This is a genomic window from Paraburkholderia flava (assembly GCF_004359985.1).
In the GTDB taxonomy this organism is placed as follows: domain Bacteria; phylum Pseudomonadota; class Gammaproteobacteria; order Burkholderiales; family Burkholderiaceae; genus Paraburkholderia; species Paraburkholderia flava.
In genome coordinates this window covers 1,415,703-1,432,879 of the sequence record NZ_SMRO01000001.1, presented here as the reverse complement: position 1 = coordinate 1,432,879, position 17,177 = coordinate 1,415,703, and the positions used below count along the sequence as shown (strand labels likewise).

The window sequence follows — 17,177 nt, the reverse complement described above, 5'->3', positions numbered from 1 at the left end:
ACCGCATCAAAGCGTCTGCTTCATCAACAGCTTCAACAATACCGGCAGCAACAGCAACACGAGCGGCAACTGCACGATCAGCCCCGAGATGATCGCGATCGCAAGCGGCTGCTGCATCGCCGACCCTTGACCCAATGCAAACGCAAGCGGCAGCAGCGCAAGAATCGCCGCGATCGTCGTCATCGCGATAGGCCGCAGACGGTTACGACCCGCTTCGACGATCGCGCGCTCGAACGGCATCCCCTCTTCATGCGTGAGCCCATGCAATTCCGACACGTAGAAGATCGCGACCTCGGTGACGATCCCGATGATCATCGTCATCCCCATCATCGCGGAGATGTTCAGCTCGATCCCGGTGAGCCATAGCCCGATGAACACCGCGCCGGTCGCGAGCAGCGGCATCGCCATCACCGCAAGTGCGACGCGGAAGCGTTCGTACAGGAACAGCAGCAGGCCGAACACGAGCGCGACCGCCGCACCGAACACGGCGAGCAGGCCCTTGAACGCGATCTGCTGCTGCTGGTACAGCCCGCCGAGTTCGTAGTAGACCCCCGTGGGCAGCAGCCCCTTGTCGCCGAGCGCACGCTGCACGTCGGCAATCGTCGAACCGAGATCGCGGCCGTCGATCCGCGCCGTGACCGCGACCATTCGCTTCAGATTGTCGCGGCTGATCTCCGGCTGACCGGTCACGGTGACGATATCGGCGACACGCGTCAGTGCGAACAGATGGCCGTCCGGCGCGCGAATCTGTAATCGGCCGAGTTGCGTATCGGTCAGCTTTAGCGCGCCGTCGACGCTCACGCGCACGCCGACCGTCTTCGGCCCGTTCTGGAACTGCGTCGCGACGGTGCCCGCGATCATGTCCGACACAGCCTGCGCGATCGATTGCGGATCCATCCCCTCGGCCGCTGCCGCGTCGGGGCGGATGTGCAGTTCGAGCGCATCGCCGGCCGGATTGATGCCGTCGTTCACGTCGACCACGCCGCTGATCGTGCCGATCCGCGCGGCGACTTTGTGCGCGACCGCGTCGAGCGTGTTCGCATCGTCCGAGTAGATCTTGATCTGCACCGGCTGCGGCACGGCCGTCAGATCGCCGATCAGATCCTCCATCAACTGCGCGAGTTCGACGCTGACGCCGGGCACCTGATGCTCGACGCGCGTGCGGATTTCCTCCATCACCGTTTCGATCGGTTCGCGTTTGCCGGATTTCAGCCGCACGAAGAAGTCGCCGCGATTCGGTTCGTTGAGATCGCCGCCGAGCCCCGCGCCGGTGCGTCGCGAATACGTCGATACGTTCGGGTTCGCGCTGATGATCGTCTCGACCTGCTTCATCAGCCGGTCGGTTTCGGTAATCGATGTGCCCGGTTCGGTGTGATAGTCGAGCACGAAACCGCCTTCGTCCATCGTCGGCATGAAGCCGCTGCCGACCCGTGTGAACGCGAGCGCGGCCACGACGATGAGCGGCACCACGCCGAACAGCACGAGCAGCGGCCGCGCGGTCACGTGCTCGACGAGCGACGTGTAGCGCCGGTTCATCCACAGCGAGAAACGCGTCTCCTGATGCTCCTCGGCATCCTTGTGCTTGAGCCAGCGGTCGCACAGGATCGGCACCGCGAGCCACGTGACGACAAACGAAATGAACAGCGCGCTCGCCATCGTCACCGACAGCGCCTTAAAAAATGCACCCGTCACGCCCGACAGAAACGCGAGCGGCACGAAAATGATCAGCGTCGCCGCCGACGAGCCCGCGAGCGGTCGCGTGAATTCGAGCGCCGCCGCGAGCACGCGACCGTGGAACGCATGCGTGCCGCCTTCGCGCATACGGCGCACGATGTGTTCGATCATCACGATCGCATCGTCGATCACGAGACCGACGGCGGCCGCCATCCCGCCGAGCGTCATGATGTTGAAGCCCATGCCGAACACGTTGAGCAGCAGGATCGTCGCGGCCATCACGACCGGCACGAGCGCGACCGCGATCGCGGTGATCTTCCAGTTGCGCAGGAACGCGAACAGCGTGAACGCCGCGAGCACGACGCCGATCATGATTGCGTCGCGCACGCTGGTCGCGGCAGCGATCACGAGTTCGCTCTGGTCGTACCAGTTCGCGAGATGCACGCCGGCCGGCATCTGATGGCTGAAATCAGCAAGCTTTGTGCGGATCGCGCGCGCCATCGCGACGCTGTTCGCGCCCGGCTGCTGGTACACGTTGATCAGCACCGCGTCCTTGCCGTCGGCGGTGACGCGCATCCATTGCGGCACGACGCCCTGGCTGACCGTAGCGATATCGCCGAGACGCACCTGGGTCGCACCGTTTGTCGACACGACGACATGCTTCAGCTCGTCGATGCGCGTGACCGTCGCGTTCGCGATCACCAGATACAGCTTGTCGTGATCCTCGATGCGGCCGGTGGCCATCAGCACGTTGCTCGCGCCGATCGCCTTCGACACATCGGCGAGCGACAGCTTGAACGCCGCGAGCCGCGCGGGATCGATCGCGACTTCGAACTCGTCCTGTGCGCCGCCCGTCACCTCGACACGCGCGACACCATCCACCGCCGACAGCAGCGGACGCATCTGGAACTGCGCGAGATCGCGCAGCGCCGACAGCGACTGCTGCGACGACGTGAGGCTGTACGCGAGCACGGGGAACACGGTCGGGTCCATCCGGCGCACCTGCATCGACGTGCCTGCCGGTAGCGTCGACAGGATTTCGCTGATCGCCGACTGCGCCTGCAGCGTCGCCTGCGACATGTCGGTGCCCCAGTCGAAGTTGATCGACACTTCGGCGGCACCGCGGCTCGTCTTCGATTCGACGTCGCGCACATTGGGTACGCGACGCAGCGCTTCCTCGACCGGCATCGTGACGAGCGTAGCCATCTGTTCGGCGGGGCGATCGCCCGCATCGAGTGACACGACCGCGCGCGGGAACGCGACGTTCGGGAACAGCGAGATCGGCAGACGGAACGCCGCGAGCGTGCCGGCAATCGCCAGCAGCGCGATGACGAACAGCAGCGAGCGCCGGTGCGCCTGCATCCATTGACCGAAATTCATCGCGCAGCGCCTCCGTCGACGCGCACGGTCATGCCGTCCTGCAGTTCGTAGTTGCCGCTGGTGACGAGCGGTTGCGCGCTGTCGAGCGAACCGTCGACGCCGTAGCGCGCGCCGTCCTCGACCTTCGCGACGACCGCGACACGTCGCGCCTTGTGTTGCGGCGTGACCTGGAACACGTAGGCGCCTTGCGCGTCTTTCAGCACCGCCGAACGCGGCACGATCCACCAGGTGCCGCTGCGCGTCGCGATGTCCGCGCTGATGCGTGTGCCCGGAATGAATGCGGTTTGCCCGAGCGGTACGTTCGCGCCGACGTCGACGAGCTGACTCTGTGCATCGATCGCGGCGCCTACGAGCGTCACGTGTCCAGTGACGGCGGTGCCGGCGAGGGCAGTCGACAGGCCGTGCAGCGTGACTGTGTCGCCGGGATGGATCGACGCGGCATCTGCGGGCTCGACACCGAGCATCACGTTCGCGCGCGCATCGTTGCGGCCGTTCGCGGCCGCGAGTTGCAGAATCGTCGTGCCCGCCTGCACCTGATCGCCCTGGTTCGCGCCGATCTGCGTGACGACGCCGTCGAGCGGCGCGACGATCGTGTGCGGGCCGGCGGCGATGCCGGTTGCCTGCTGGGCGGCGAGTGCCTGGCGTGCGTCGTCAGCGGCCTTCTGTGCAGCGGCGAGTTGCGATTGCGTCGCGAGCGCGCTGCGGTACAACGACTGCGTGCGCACGAGTTCGCCCTGCGCGAGCGTCAGCGCGCTGCGTGCCTGCGCGGCGGCGAGCACGGCCGATGCATCGGCTTGCACGACAAAGAGCGCTGCGCCGCGTGCGACCGTCTGGCCCGGCTGCACGCGCATCTGCACGATCCGCGCGACGTACGGCAGATTGATCGAGGTGACGTTCGATGCGGACGCCGACACGACGCCGTAGCCGCGCACCGGTTGCGCAATCGAACCGCGTTGTATGGTCGCGGTTTGCACGGCGACGCTGCTGTTGTCCGCAGTGGAGGAGGCGGAGGCAGCAACCGCGTTCGAGATCGCAACGACGCGCCAGCCAACAACAGCGGCGGCAACAGCAAGCACCGCGACACCGACGGCGATCCGTCGCGCGGGTTTCGAAAAGCGGCTAGTTCGCATGGGGATCGGAAGCGGTTGAGGCGGAAAGAAATGGATCGGGAATCGCGCTACCGAGCAGCGCCTGCAATCCGATACGTTGTTCGGCAAGCGATTCGCGCAGCGTCGCGACGTCGATGCGTTTGACGAGCGCGGCGCTCTGCGCATCGGTGTAGGTGCCGAGCGCGAGGTTGTGCGCGGCGAATGCATTCGCTGCATCGCTTGCGGCACGGTCGACGTCGGGCAGTGCCGCTTCGGTCTGCTGCAACTGATGCGCGAGCAGCGCACTGTCCGTGCGTAAATGCGCGACGTCGGCGTACGCCTGGTTCAGACGCGTCTGGTACTCGTCGCGCAGACGCTGACGCGTCGCCTGTTCGATCGCGACGTTGCCGCGATTGCGGTTGAAGATCGGCAGACTCAGATTGATCTGGAAGCCGCTCGTGTAGATGTTCGACGTGTCGCGTGCGCGGACGAAGCCGACCGACAGGCTCGGAAACTGGCTCAGAATCGCCGCACGATATTTCTGTTCCTGCGCGTCGTAGCCTGCGCGCAGTGCGAGCAGATCGGGACGCCGCTTCGGCAGTGCGGCGATGGCCTGGTCGATCATGGCGGTGTCGGGTGGAGTGGTGTCGTCCCTGCCCGTCAGCGTCAGTTGCACATCCGGTGCGAGGCCGAGCAGCGCGTTCAGATCGTGATGCGTCTGTTCTGCGGCGCGTCGTGCGTCGGTGTATGGCTTGCGTGCGTCTGCGTACGACGTGAGCGCGGCGGTCGTCGCATCGGATGTCAAATTGCCGTCGCGCTGCGCACTCGCCATGCGCTCGTAGCGCGTTCGTGCGAGATCGAGTTGCCGTTGCAGCAGCGGCAGCGTTACTTCTTCGAAGCGCGCTTTCAGAAACAGCTGCTTCGCCTGCGCGACGATCTGCCATTCCTGCCACAACAGCGTGAGATCGGTTTTAACGACGGTTGCATCGGCGGATTTTTTGTTCGCGCCGCGCGTAACGATCGCCATCACGTCCATGCTCAAGCCATAATTGAACGCGCGCGTGGTGCCGGGCGCGCCGGGGTAGTCGCTCGACACGCTCAGTTGCGGGTCGGGCAGCAGGCCCGCGGAAAACGCCTGTGCGCGTGCCATGCCGAGATCGTCGCGAGCGAGCTTCAGATCGGGATTGTTAGCCACCGCGAGCATCGCGACTTCTTCGATGTCGAGACCATCCGACGGATCGAAACGATGCGTAGCGAGTTCGGGCAGCGGCATTGTCGCGGGGTCGATCTGCACGTGTTCGAGCGCGGTCGCCGATGTCGACGTATCGCCCGTAGATAACGGTGCAGGCCGGTACCACGTGCATCCGGAGGCTAACGTAGCGATGGCGATGCATGCGACCCTACGCATCACGCGCGACGCACTAACAGCGGTAAGCAGTTTCCTGACAGCCAAGCTCGGGCTCCTGAATAAGCGGTGCGCGGCGATATGCACGCAGGACAGGCCGCCGATTCTGCCGATGGAGCGCTTAAGGCTGCCTTAACCCGTTATCCGCGACAATGTGCCCCTATACGTGTGCAAAGAAGCGCAGAAGGGAGAGAAAACGATGCGTCTGCTGCTGGTGGAAGACGACGAAATGATTGCGGAAACGGTGCAGGAATCGATGCGCCGCGCGGGCTATGCGGTCGACTGGGCACGCGATGGCCGCGAGGCCGAACTGTCGCTGGGCAATGGCGTGTACGACCTCGTGCTGCTCGATCTCGGGCTGCCGAAGCTCGACGGCATCGCCGTGCTCGACAGCTATCGCAAACGTGACGGCGAAGCGCCGGTGATCATCCTGACCGCGCGCGACGCAATCGACGACCGCATTCGCGGTCTCGATGCGGGCGCGGACGACTACCTGATCAAACCATTCGATCTCGACGAACTCGCCGCGCGCGTGCGTGCGCTGCTGCGCCGTCGTACTGGTCAAAAGCAGCCGGTCTACGCGCACGGCGAACTGACGCTCGATCCCGCCGCACACGAAGTGACGAAGGCGGGCGTGCCCGTATCACTCGTGCCGCGCGAATTCGCATTGCTGCAGGCGCTGATCGAAGAACCGACGCGCGTGTTCACGAAAGCGGAGCTGGAGGACAAGCTGTACGGATGGGGCGAGGAAGTCGGCAGCAACACGATCGAGGTTCATGTGCACAGCCTGCGGCGCAAGATCGGCGCGGAGCAGATCGTCACCGTGCGCGGCGTCGGCTACCGGCTCAAGAGGGGCGAATGAAATCGATTCGCCGCTGGCTGCTGGGGTGGCTGATCTTTGGGCTCGCTGCCGCGTCGGGGATCGCGGCGTTCGGCATTTTTCACACGGCGCAGGAGGAGGCCGGCGAACTGTTCGACTACGAACTGCGTACCGTCGCGACGTCGCTGCCGTCGAACATCGGCACGTCACCCACCGCCGAACATCACGCACCCGACTTCGGCAGTCTGTCGGACGATCGCATCGTCATCGAGATCTGGGATCGCAACGGCGCGCTCGTCTATCACTCGCAGCGTCCGCCGTTGCTCGACCGGATGCTAGTCGGTCTGCGTACGGTCGAGCGCGGCGGCAATCACTGGCGCGTGTTCGGGCTCGAGCAGGCCGATCGTTTCGTGCAGGTCGCGCAGCCGATTTCCGTGCGCGAAGAACTTGCGCTGCAGCTCGCGTTGCACACGCTGTGGCCGCTGTCGTTGCTGGTGCCGGTGACGATCGTGCTGGTGCTGCTCGTCGTCGCGCGTGGGCTTGCACCGATCGGCGGATTGTCGCGCGCGCTCGCGACGCGTTCGATGGATTCGCTCGAACCGTTGCAACCCGGTGGTCCGGTGCCGGTGGAAATCCGCCCGCTCGTCGATGCACTCGACGATCTGCTGCTGCGACTCAATGCGGCCTCGCAGGCGCAGCGCACGTTCGTCGCCGATGCCGCACATGAACTGCGTTCGCCGCTCGCTGCATTGAAGCTGCAATTGCAGGCTGCGTCGCGCGACGGCACGTTGAAGGGCGAAGGGCAGACGCTCGAACGCGTCGAGGGCCGGCTCAACCGGATCATCCACCTCGTACAACAGCTGCTGACGCTCGCGCGTGAAGATGCGCGGCCTGCGACGATGAAGGAACCGGTGAGTCTGCGGCGTATTGGCGAGCAGGCCGTCAGCGATTTCTCGCTGATCGCGGAGGCGAAGCAGGTCGATCTAGGTCTGGAATTTCGCGCGCCGTTGACGCAGGCGGACACGTGTCAGATTTTTGCGGAGCCGCATTCGCTCGCGGTGCTGCTGAACAATCTGATCGACAACGCGATCCGTCACACGCCGGCCGGCGGCAAGGTCGACGTCGTGCTGACGCGCACGGACACCGGCATGGGTTTCGACGTGATCGATACGGGTGCAGGCATTCCCGAGCCGGAACTGGAGCGCGTGTTCGACCGCTTCTATCGCGGCGAGGGTGCGCAGGGGCAGGGCAGTGGTCTCGGGCTCTCGATCGTCGCGCGCATCGCGGAACGCCAGGGACTCACGCTGTCGATACGCAATAACCAGCCGGGGCCAGGGCTCTGCGTGTCGGTGGCGGGGCTATAAGCGAACCCAGCTGCATTCACCGTCAATGCTGCCCCGCATTGATCAGCATCCACACCGTCTGACTCTCCCTCCCCTCGAGCACCCGCACGAACTCCGCATGACAGCGCCGGCAGCGATAGTGTTCAGTCGCGCGCGCGGTGTCCGAGCCGGCCAGCGTCAGCGGGCGCAGGTCCGCGTGCATCTCGGCGGTGGAGGGCTGGCCGTGCAGTTCGGCGCACGGCACGCAGGGTTGAATCGCGAGTTCCATATCGAATCCGTGTTGCGCGCGTTGCATGCCTAGCGCTCCCACACCGTGTGGTCGAGGCCGCCTTCGTCGATCAGCTGTTCCGCGTAGATCGACGACGCGCGCCGCGCTTCGCCCGCGCTTTCGAACGGCCGCTCGACGGGCACATGGAACACGCGGCTGCGCGGCGGCGCACCGGTCTCGTCCGGCTGGCTGATGCGCACGGATGCATCGAAGCCCTCGTCGTAGTTGTGGCCGAATCCGGTCTGCGTGGCTTGGTGCGGGTACACGAGCGGATAGATCTCGAAACCGCGGTAATGGCGGGAGGCGGTTGCCATGACGAACTCCGGTGGCCGCATGCGCGGCCTGTAGGAATAGAGGCGACGATCTGCACAACCTGCGCGTGCTGCACATGCACGGCTGCATCGAACGGCGATGGACAGGAGGGCGCGCCGTGTCGGATAGAAAGGCGGCCGGTGGGCCGGAGTGCAGGCAAATGAAACGGCAAATACAAAAGGCAACCCTAAAAAGCGGCGCCGGACTTGACCCCATGCTACGCGGTCTGGCGTCGATGTACAGCGGAATTGGCGCCGCGCGGCCTGCGACAGCCGGGGCGTCGGGCGGTTCCCGACGCACGCTGGCACCGTTTTTGCAGCATCTGGCGGCATTGCAAAACAACGTGAGGGGGTCATGAACGATCGGGTCAAATCGCTAATGGACATTCCGCAACAGGAACGTGTCTCCACCGGCGTATCGGGACTGGATGAAGTGCTGCTGGGCGGCCTTGTCGACAATCGGGTCTATCTCGTCGAAGGGGCCCCGGGGGCGGGTAAAACTACACTCGCCCTGCAATTTCTGCTCGAAGGCCTACGGCGCGGCGAGCCTGGGCTGTACATCACGCTGTCCGAGACCGCCGACGAGCTGCGCGCGGTTGCGACGTCGCACGGCTGGACGCTCGACGGGCTGCACGTGCACGAACTCGTCAGCGAAGAGCGGCTGAGTCCGGACGAAGGGCAGTCGATCCTGCATCCGTCCGAGATCGAACTCGGCGAGACTGTCGGCGAGGTGATGCGCAAGGTGCTCGATCATGCGCCGAAGCGGATCGTCTTCGACAGCCTGTCGGAGATGCGGCTGCTCGCGCAGGACGCGCTGAAATACCGCCGTCAGGTGCTCGTGCTGAAGCAGTTTTTTTCGAGTCGCCAGTGCACGGTATGGCTGCTCGACGACAAGACTTCCGAGCCCGGCGATCTGCAGTTGCACAGCATCTGTCATGGCGTCGTCAGTCTCGATCACGTTCAGCCCGACTACGGCGCCGAACGCCGGCGCCTGAGGATCGCGAAGATGCGCGGGATGAGGTTCGTCGGCGGCCATCACGACTTCGATATCGAGACCGGCGGCGTCAAGGTCTTTCCGCGTCTCGTCGCGTCCGACCATCATCGCGAATTCGTGGCGGCCACGCATTCGACCGGCATCGAAGGACTCGATGCGCTCTTTGGCGGCGGGCTTCCCACCGGCACCAACACGTTGCTGGTGGGACCGTCCGGTGTCGGCAAGACGACGACCGCGATGCGTTGCACGCAGAGCGCCATCGAGCGCGGCGAACGGGCGATCTACTTCCTGTTCGACGAGACGCTGCGCACCATGCTGGCACGCGCGGACGCGATCGGCATGCCGTTCGCGCGCTACATCGAAGAGGGCCGCCTGCTGATCCAGCAGATCGATCCGGCGGAGCTGTCGCCGGGGCAGTTCGCGAGCCGCGTGCGCGTGGCGGTCGAGCAGAGCGGCGTGTCGACGGTCGTGATCGACAGTCTGAACGCGTACCTGCAGGCGATGCCGGGTCAGCGCTACCTGACGCTGCAGATGCACGAACTGCTGAGCTATCTGAACCAGCAGGGCGTCGTGACGTTGCTCGTGCTCGGTCAGCACGGCGTGATCGGCAACGTGGCAACCGATATCGATCTGAGCTACCTGAGCGACGCGCTGCTGCTGTTCCGTTTCTTCGAATGCGCGGGCGAGGTGCTGTCCGCGGTGTCGGTGCTGAAGAGCCGCACGAGCGCGCACGAACGGACGATCCGCGAATTCCGCATCGGCCCGCGCGGTGTGCAGGTGGGCGAGCCGCTGCGCGATTTCGACGGCGTGCTGGCCGGCCTCACGACCTATCGTGGAACGATGCCGCTGCTGGCTGATAGGGGCGGCGCCAGCAAGTGACCATCGTGGAAGACCGGATACTGATCCTCGCACCGTACGGACGCGATGCCCGCGTCATCGAGAGCCTCCTCGCGAAGGAAGGCCTGGAGAGCCACGTCTGCGACGAGATCGGCGATCTGCTCGAAGGGCTCGCGCTCGGCGCGGCCTGCGCGTTGATCGCCGAGGAAGCAGCGAGCGAAGCGACGCTCGATCTGCTGGCCGGATGGATCCAGACGCAGCCGCTGTGGTCGGATTTTCCGTTCGTGCTGCTGGTGGGCAAGGGCCGCAACAGTGTGTTCGACGCGGCGGCGCGCGGCGTGCGGCAACTGGGTAATGTTGTGCTGGTCGAGCGACCTGTGCACGGCGACACGCTCGTCAGTATCGCGCGCGGCGCGTCGCGTGCGCGGCGCCGGCAATACTCGGCGCGCGCGCTGCTCGTCGAGCGTGCGGAGACGGCCGAGCGTCTGCAGCAAGCCGATCGTCGCAAGGACGAATTTCTCGCGATGCTCGCGCACGAACTGCGCAATCCGCTCGCGCCGATCCGCAACGCCGCCGAGGCGCTGAAGATGGTCGAAACCGGTTTGCCCGATCGCGTGCGCTGGGCACGCGAACTGATCGAGCGGCAAAGCCGTCATCTGACGAATCTGCTGGAGGATCTGCTCGACGTATCGCGGATCACGACCGGCAAGATCACGCTGAAGAAATCGGAAATCGAGCTGGGCGTCGTGCTCTCGCGCGCGGTCGAGGTGTCGCGTCCGATGATCGATGCGCGCCGGCACCACTTTGCGATTGCGCTGCCCGAGGTGCCGTTGCACATATGGGGCGATCCCACGCGGCTCGTGCAGATCTTCGGCAACCTGCTCGACAACGCCGCGAAGTACACGCCGGAAGGCGGCCACATCGAGATCGGCGTGACGCTCGATGACGGCCACGCATCGGTCTACGTCACCGACGATGGACTCGGCATCGCCGCCGACGAACTGCCGCATGTCTTCGAACTGTTCAGCCAGGCGAACCGTTCGCTGGACCGCGCGCAGGGTGGACTCGGGATCGGACTGTCGGTCGTGCAGTCGCTCGTCGCGATGCACGACGGCACGATTGAACTATCGAGCGAAGGCTACGGACGCGGCACGCGGGTGCGCGTGCAGTTGCCGGTGATACACGCGCGTGCACTGGACGCCATCTCGCGCAAGCCTCGCTCCACGATGCCCGACCGGCCGCTCGACATCCTGGTGGTAGACGACAACGTCGACGCCGCCGAATCGCTGACGATGCTGCTCGAGATGCGCGGACACCGCGTCTGCATGGCGTCCGACGGACACGGCGCGCTCGACCACTGCCTCCATCATCGGACCGACGTCGTGCTGCTCGACATCGGTTTGCCGGGGATGGACGGCTATGACGTTGCGCGTGCGCTGCGCGCGAATCCGGCGACACGCAACGCGATGCTGATCGCGATCACCGGTTACGGTCAGGTCGACGATGTGAAGCGCGCTTCCGACGCGGGCTTCGATCATCATCTGGTGAAGCCGGTCGAACTGGATGCGTTGATCGGGCTGTTCGAAATGCGGCCGAAAGCGAACGTCGTCGCTCACAAACGCGGCGGGTGATGCAACGTAACTAGCGTACAAAACACTCGTTACTTCACCGCGCCGAGCGCGAGCCCCTTCACCATATACCGCTGCAACCACGCGAACACGATCGACACCGGCAGCGTTGCGCACAGCGTCGCCGCCATCACGAGATGCCATTCGACCGTGTACTTCCCGGCGACCATGTCGGTCACCTGCACGGTGAGCGTCTTGTTCTCAGGCGAGCGGATCAGCGTGTACACCACCGCGAATTCATTCCACGCATTGATGAACGTGAAGATCGCGGTGACGACGATCGCGGGCACTGCGAGCGGCAGGAACACGCGGAACACTGCACGCGTACGGCTGCATCCTTCAAGCCATGCGGCTTCTTCGAGATCGCGCGGCACGGTCTGGAAATACGACGACAGCATCCACACCGCGAACGCAATGTTGAACGCCGCGTACGACACGATCACGCCGATCTTCGAATCGACGAGGTTGCCGTCGCCGTACGGGATCATCGCAGCGAGGCGGAACAGGCCGACCACCAGCAGGATCGGCGACAGCATCTGCGTAACGAGCAGGAACTGACGATACGTGCTGCGTCCGCGAAACGGAAAGCGTGCGAGCGCGTACGCGGCGGGCAGGCTGACCGCGAGTGCGAGCGCGGTGGACAGCACGCTGATGACCGCGCTGTTGCGCAGCGCGACGCCGAAATTCGCCGCTTCCCACATGTCCGCGAAATTCTGCCAGTGCCAGTGCACCGGCAGCCAGCGCGCCGGATAGACGAACACTTCGTTCGCGGGTTTCAGCGACGTGAACAGCATCACCGCGAACGGAAACAGCACCAGCACGACGAGCGGCGCGAGCGCGATCCAGCACCACAGCGTGCGCTTCATTTTCGAACTCATGCCGTGTCTCCTTCCTTCTGCGGCAGCATGCGCAGGTACGCAATCGAGAACACGAACAGCATCACGAGCATGATGATCGAGACGGCTGCGGCTTCGCCCGGCCGGCCGAGCCGGAAGCCGAGTTCGTACAGGTACGTGACGAGGATATGCGTGCCGTTGTCGGGGCCGCCCTGCGTCATCACCCAGATGATCGGAAACGAGTTGAACACGTAGATCACGTTCAGCAGGATCGCCATGTTGATGAACGGCCGCAGCAGCGGCAGCGTCAGCTTGCGGAACTGCTGCCATGCGCTCGCGCCGTCGATGCGCGCCGCTTCGTAGATGTCGCCAGGCACCGACGACAACCCGCCGAGCAGAATCGTCACCGTGAACGGAATCGACACGAGAATGCCGACTGCGATCTCGACGGGGAACGCGAATTCAGGTGTGGCGAGCCAGTGAATCGGACCGCCGATCAAACCAAGACGTTGCAGCGTGACGTTGACCATCCCGTAGTCGTCGTTGAACGCCCAGCGCCATACCACCGCCGTCATCGTCAGCGATACGGACCACGGCAGCATCACGATCGTCCGTGCGACGCCACGGCCGTAAAAATCCTGGTTCAGCACGAGCGCGACCGGCACCGAGATCAGCACCGTGCCGCCGACCACCGCGGCGGTCCACACGACCGTGCGTTGCGCCGCCTCGGCGAACACCGGATCGGAAAACACCGCAGTGAAATTCGCGATCCCGTTAAAGCCGCGAATCGCACCGAAGCGCGACACCTCGTGCATCGACTGGAACACGATGTTGTAGATCGGGTAGCTGATGATGAACAGCGCGAGGATCAGACTCGGCGCGATCAGCAGCCATGCCACCGGCAGGCGACGCCTCGCGGTGGGGGCAGCAATGCCGGGAAGACTGGAGAGGCTGGAACGGCTCATGCGGGTTCGATCTCGGGAAGCGCCGGTCCGGCGAGGTTCGGCGACGTACAGCAATGTGCGGCCGGCGCGACAGAAAGGGCAGATGCCGCGTCGCGCACGTTACATGCGCGACGCGGCGGACAGAACCGCCCGCACTACATCAGTGGCCGAGCGCCTTGTTCGCTTCGGTTGCAGCAGCGTTCAGCGCGTCGGCGGGCTTCGCCTTGCCGAGGTAGATCGACTGCATCGCATTCGATACGGCCTTCGCGGTGTCTTCCCAACCGGTGATGGTCGGTGCGAACTTCGCGGTCGGCAGCAGTGCGACGAATGCCTTCGTGTCCGGATCGTTGAAGGCCGGATCGGTGGCTTCGGCCTTCGTCGTCGGCAGGAAGCCTTCGGTGCTCGTGAACTCGACGCGCGGTTCCTTCGTGAACAGATAGTCGAGGAACTTCCACGCGCTCTTCTTCACCTTCGAGTTCTTGAACATCACGATCGAATCGGTCACCGCGTAGGTGGCGTGCGTCGTGCCCATCGGGATCGGATCGATGCCGTATTTAAGCGTCGGCGCTTCCTTCTTGATCTGCTTCGAGAGGAACGGCGCGGAGATCACCATCGCGACGCGGCCCTGCTTGAACAGATTCTGCACGTCCTCGCGGCTGTAGCCGGTCACGCCGGGTTGCGTGAGACCGTCGTCGATCAGCGTCTTGTACAGCGTCGCGGCCTTGATGCCGGCCGGCGAATTGAACGCGGCTTTGCCGTCCTTGCCGACCACGTCGCCGCCGTTCGTCCACAGCGCGTAGTACCAGTACACGTCCGTTTCGATTTCCTTGCCCTGCAGACCGAAGCCCGCGACACCCATCGACTTCAGCTTCTTCGATGCGGCGATCACGTCGTCCCAGGTCTTCGGTCCGTTCGGGAAGCCGGCCTTCGCGAGCAGGTCCTTGTTGTAGTACAGCGCGCGTGCGGATGCGGCGATCGGCAGGCCGTAGACCTTGCCGTTGATCTCGCCAGGGGCCAGGAACGGCCCGATGAAGCGGTTCTTGAAGCTCGGGTCCATGTAGCCGTCGAGCGGCTCGGCGACGTCGTCCTTCACGAAGTCGAGCAGCCAGCGCGTGCCGACGATCGCGAGGTCGGCGTTGGCGCCGCCCGAGATGTCCGTCTGCAGTTTCTGCTGCAGCGTGTCCCAGTTCACATCTTCGATCTTGATCGTGGTGCCAGGATTCGCCTTCTCGAAGTTTTTGGCCATCTTCTCGAAGTACGGCGCCGTCGCGTCGCTGTAGTGCGCGACGGTGACGCGGACCGTGTCGGCCTGCGCCGCATGGGCGATACCTGCAAATGCGAGTGCTACGGCAATCCTGCCGAGCACGAGGGAAGCACGTGCATGCAACGACATTTCGACTCTCCTTGGGGTGGTCTGCCGCCGGCAACCGGCCGCTGGGTTGGAATTCTTGTTTGTAAAAATCCTACAGGACGAAAAAAATGTTGTCACGTAGGGTTGGCGATATTTTTTCTCGGAGCGATTTGTGCATAAGATGCTGTAAAAGCAGGGGTATCGTGTGCTTTGCGAGGATCGACCAGGGTTTACCCTAGGACCTCCACCACCACGGCGCATGAACCCATATGTTGGAAATTTACAGGCCTGGCCACCGGCTCGGGCACACGCGGGAGCGAACATGAAGCGGGTCGTACTGGTGACGGGAGCGGGCGGCGGGATCGGCAGCGTGCTGTGCAGGCGGTTCGTCGCGGAAGGCGACACGGTGCTCGCGCTGGACGTCGATGCTGCCGGGCTCGATGCGCTGGTCGCCGAACTTGGTGCGGCGCACGTGACGCCGGTCGCGGCCGATATCGGCGATGCGGCTGCCGTGCGTGCGGCGGTGGATGCGGCCGTCGCGGTGCGCGGTCCGGTCGACGTGCTGGTCGCGAACGCGGGCGGCGCCAAGAGCGCGACGCTCGCGACCACGGACGTCGCCAGCTGGCATCGCGATGTGCATCTGAACCTGAACGGCACGTACCACGTGGTCGAGTCGGTGCGCGCATCGATGATCGAGCGGCAGCGCGGCGCGATGGTGCTGATCGGCTCGGTCAACGGTTTGACGTCGCTCGGTCATCCCGCATACAGCGCAGCGAAGGCCGGCCTCATCAGCTACACGAAATCGCTCGCTATTGAGCTGGGTCGCTTCGGCATCCGCGCGAACATCGTCTGTCCGGGCACGGTGCAGACGAAGGCGTGGAAAGCGCGCGTCGAAAAGAATCCGCAGGTGTTCGAAAACCTGCGCAAGTGGTACCCGTTGCGCGATTTCGCGACGCCCGACGATATCGCCGATGCGGTGCTGTTCCTCGCGTCGCCGATGGCGCGCGTGATCACCGGCGTTGCGTTGCCGGTGGACGGCGGCCTGATGGCGGGCAACCGGCCGATGACCGAGGAACTGACGCTTGAACCGCTGTGAAATCGCTGTGAGATCACGTTGAAGCGATTCACTGCGCAACACGTAAAACCCGTCACGAGGACAGCATGGCAGCAGTGCAACTGAGCGGCATCTTCAAGCGCTACGGCGAAACCCAGGTCGTGCACGGCATCGACCTCGATATCGACGACGGCGAATTCGTCGTGCTGGTCGGCCCGTCGGGTTGCGGCAAGAGCACGCTGATGCGGATGGTCGCGGGTCTCGAGGAAATCAGCGGCGGCGATTTGCTGATCGGCGGCACGCGTGCGAACAGTCTCGCGCCGCAGCAGCGCAATATTTCGATGGTGTTCCAGAGCTACGCGCTGTATCCGCATCTGTCGGTGTACGAGAACATCGCGTTCGGTCCGCGTATCCGCAAAGAGTCGGTCGCGAACTTCAAGCCGCGTATCGAAGCGGCCGCGAAGATGCTGAACCTCGGCGGTTATCTGGACCGGTTGCCGCGTGCGCTGTCGGGCGGTCAGCGGCAGCGCGTCGCGATGGGCCGCGCGGTGGTGCGCGAGCCGTCGCTGTTCCTGTTCGACGAGCCGCTGTCGAACCTCGACGCGAAGCTGCGCGTGCAGATGCGTACCGAGATCAAGGCGCTGCATCAGCGGCTGAAAAACACTGTGATCTACGTGACGCACGACCAGATCGAAGCGATGACGATGGCCGATCGCATCGTCGTGATGAACGCAGGACGTATCGAGCAGATCGGCCGGCCGCTCGATCTGTACGACCGGCCCGCGAATCTGTTTGTCGCGAGCTTTCTCGGTTCGCCTTCGATGAATTTTGTCGAGGGCGTCGTGACGGCCGGCGCGCAGGGACCGGCGCTGACGTTCGACGGTGCCGAAGTCGCGCTGCCCGGCGCGGTCGCTGCGCAGGCCGCAGTCGGCGCGAAGCTCACGCTAGGCGTGCGGCCCGAACATATCGAACTCGATGCTGCCGCTTCAGCGGGAGGCGTCGCGATGAACATCGAAGTCGTCGAGCCGACCGGTGCGGAAACGCATCTGTACGGCAAGATCGGCGGCGCGACGTGGTGCGTCACGAGCCGCCGGCGCACCGCATTCGAGCCCGGCCAGCGCGTGACGTTGCGCCTGCCGGCCGAGCATCTTCACCTGTTCGACACGGAGAGTGGACGGAGGATCGACTGATACCGTCGCGTGATACGCGGGTCGGTCGGATTTCGACCGGCACCGCTCACGACA

14 protein-coding genes are annotated in these 17,177 nt (G+C 64.6%); 6 read left to right on the top strand and 8 right to left on the bottom strand.

The genetic code is table 11. The features are described 5' to 3' along the window. Nucleotides 1-6: 6 nt before the first annotated feature. The 3 genes from E1748_RS06280 to E1748_RS06270 are packed head-to-tail and all read right to left on the bottom strand — an operon-like array spanning nt 7 to nt 5,595. Nucleotides 7-3,054, bottom strand: coding sequence for an efflux RND transporter permease subunit (locus tag E1748_RS06280; protein ID WP_133646259.1), 3,048 nt, complete (start codon nt 3,052-3,054; stop codon nt 7-9). Then, nucleotides 3,051-4,184 (bottom strand): efflux RND transporter periplasmic adaptor subunit, encoded by a 1,134-nt coding sequence (locus tag E1748_RS06275; RefSeq protein ID WP_133646258.1) that lies wholly within the window; start codon nt 4,182-4,184, stop codon nt 3,051-3,053. The genes E1748_RS06280 and E1748_RS06275 overlap by 4 nt, the downstream gene beginning before the upstream one ends. Next, nucleotides 4,174-5,595 carry a TolC family protein gene (locus E1748_RS06270; protein WP_240766352.1) on the bottom strand — a complete coding sequence of 474 codons (1,422 nt, stop codon included), beginning with the start codon at nt 5,593-5,595 and terminating at the stop codon, nt 4,174-4,176. Before E1748_RS06270 ends, E1748_RS06275 begins: the two co-directional genes overlap by 11 nt. A gap of 151 nt (nt 5,596-5,746) precedes the next feature. On the opposite strand from E1748_RS06270, the gene E1748_RS06265 reads away from it, so the two are divergent. Both E1748_RS06265 and E1748_RS06260 read left to right on the top strand, forming a co-directional pair. Further along, nucleotides 5,747-6,409, top strand: coding sequence for a response regulator (locus tag E1748_RS06265; protein WP_133646257.1), 663 nt, complete (start codon nt 5,747-5,749; stop codon nt 6,407-6,409). Next, nucleotides 6,406-7,731 (top strand): sensor histidine kinase, encoded by a 1,326-nt coding sequence (locus E1748_RS06260; RefSeq protein ID WP_133646256.1) that lies wholly within the window; start codon nt 6,406-6,408, stop codon nt 7,729-7,731. The genes E1748_RS06265 and E1748_RS06260 overlap by 4 nt, the downstream gene beginning before the upstream one ends. Nucleotides 7,732-7,753: 22 nt before the next feature. On the opposite strand, the gene E1748_RS06255 is transcribed toward E1748_RS06260, so the two are convergent. Together E1748_RS06255 and E1748_RS06250 are read right to left on the bottom strand one after the other, a co-directional pair. Further along, nucleotides 7,754-7,978: a hypothetical protein gene (locus tag E1748_RS06255; protein WP_133646255.1), complete on the bottom strand. Its 225-nt coding sequence runs from the start codon at nt 7,976-7,978 to the stop codon at nt 7,754-7,756. 29 nt (nt 7,979-8,007) lie between these two features. Then, nucleotides 8,008-8,292 (bottom strand): hypothetical protein, encoded by a 285-nt coding sequence (locus E1748_RS06250; protein WP_133646254.1) that lies wholly within the window; start codon nt 8,290-8,292, stop codon nt 8,008-8,010. Nucleotides 8,293-8,644: 352 nt separating this feature from the next. Here E1748_RS06250 and E1748_RS06245 point away from each other — a divergent pair, with 352 nt between their 5' ends. Further along, a complete protein-coding gene (locus tag E1748_RS06245; protein ID WP_133646253.1) occupies nt 8,645-10,162 on the top strand; it encodes an ATPase domain-containing protein in 1,518 nt (505 codons plus the stop codon). Next, the gene (locus E1748_RS06240) at nt 10,159-11,751 is read left to right on the top strand and encodes a hybrid sensor histidine kinase/response regulator (RefSeq protein ID WP_240766351.1); all 1,593 of its coding nucleotides are present in this window, start codon (nt 10,159-10,161) and stop codon (nt 11,749-11,751) included. Before E1748_RS06245 ends, E1748_RS06240 begins: the two co-directional genes overlap by 4 nt. A 29-nt stretch (nt 11,752-11,780) precedes the next feature. Here E1748_RS06240 and E1748_RS06235 read toward each other — a convergent pair whose 3' ends face one another. From E1748_RS06235 to E1748_RS06225, 3 genes are all read right to left on the bottom strand, one after another. Then, the gene (locus tag E1748_RS06235; RefSeq protein WP_133646252.1) at nt 11,781-12,626 is read right to left on the bottom strand and encodes a carbohydrate ABC transporter permease; all 846 of its coding nucleotides are present in this window, start codon (nt 12,624-12,626) and stop codon (nt 11,781-11,783) included. Continuing rightward, nucleotides 12,623-13,549 (bottom strand): carbohydrate ABC transporter permease, encoded by a 927-nt coding sequence (locus tag E1748_RS06230; RefSeq protein WP_133646251.1) that lies wholly within the window; start codon nt 13,547-13,549, stop codon nt 12,623-12,625. The genes E1748_RS06235 and E1748_RS06230 overlap by 4 nt, the downstream gene beginning before the upstream one ends. A gap of 139 nt (nt 13,550-13,688) precedes the next feature. Continuing rightward, nucleotides 13,689-14,921: an ABC transporter substrate-binding protein gene (locus tag E1748_RS06225; RefSeq protein WP_133646250.1), complete on the bottom strand. Its 1,233-nt coding sequence runs from the start codon at nt 14,919-14,921 to the stop codon at nt 13,689-13,691. Nucleotides 14,922-15,201: 280 nt separating this feature from the next. Between E1748_RS06225 and E1748_RS06220 the strand changes: the two genes are divergently transcribed. Beyond that, the gene (locus E1748_RS06220; protein WP_133646249.1) at nt 15,202-15,975 is read left to right on the top strand and encodes an SDR family oxidoreductase; all 774 of its coding nucleotides are present in this window, start codon (nt 15,202-15,204) and stop codon (nt 15,973-15,975) included. A 65-nt stretch (nt 15,976-16,040) separates the two neighbouring features. Beyond that, nucleotides 16,041-17,123, top strand: coding sequence for an ABC transporter ATP-binding protein (locus E1748_RS06215; protein ID WP_133646248.1), 1,083 nt, complete (start codon nt 16,041-16,043; stop codon nt 17,121-17,123). Nucleotides 17,124-17,177 lie beyond the last annotated feature (54 nt).

Coding starts and splice junctions, on each gene's coding strand:
- E1748_RS06280 (WP_133646259.1), bottom strand. CDS start 3,054: ATGAATTTCGGTCAATGGATGCAGGCGCACCGGCGCTCGCTGCTGTTC.
- E1748_RS06275 (WP_133646258.1), bottom strand. CDS start 4,184: ATGCGAACTAGCCGCTTTTCGAAACCCGCGCGACGGATCGCCGTCGGT.
- E1748_RS06265 (WP_133646257.1), top strand. CDS start 5,747: ATGCGTCTGCTGCTGGTGGAAGACGACGAAATGATTGCGGAAACGGTG.
- E1748_RS06260 (WP_133646256.1), top strand. CDS start 6,406: ATGAAATCGATTCGCCGCTGGCTGCTGGGGTGGCTGATCTTTGGGCTC.
- E1748_RS06255 (WP_133646255.1), bottom strand. CDS start 7,978: ATGGAACTCGCGATTCAACCCTGCGTGCCGTGCGCCGAACTGCACGGC.
- E1748_RS06250 (WP_133646254.1), bottom strand. CDS start 8,292: ATGGCAACCGCCTCCCGCCATTACCGCGGTTTCGAGATCTATCCGCTC.
- E1748_RS06245 (WP_133646253.1), top strand. CDS start 8,645: ATGAACGATCGGGTCAAATCGCTAATGGACATTCCGCAACAGGAACGT.
- E1748_RS06235 (WP_133646252.1), bottom strand. CDS start 12,626: ATGAGTTCGAAAATGAAGCGCACGCTGTGGTGCTGGATCGCGCTCGCG.
- E1748_RS06230 (WP_133646251.1), bottom strand. CDS start 13,549: ATGAGCCGTTCCAGCCTCTCCAGTCTTCCCGGCATTGCTGCCCCCACC.
- E1748_RS06225 (WP_133646250.1), bottom strand. CDS start 14,921: ATGTCGTTGCATGCACGTGCTTCCCTCGTGCTCGGCAGGATTGCCGTA.
- E1748_RS06220 (WP_133646249.1), top strand. CDS start 15,202: ATGAAGCGGGTCGTACTGGTGACGGGAGCGGGCGGCGGGATCGGCAGC.
- E1748_RS06215 (WP_133646248.1), top strand. CDS start 16,041: ATGGCAGCAGTGCAACTGAGCGGCATCTTCAAGCGCTACGGCGAAACC.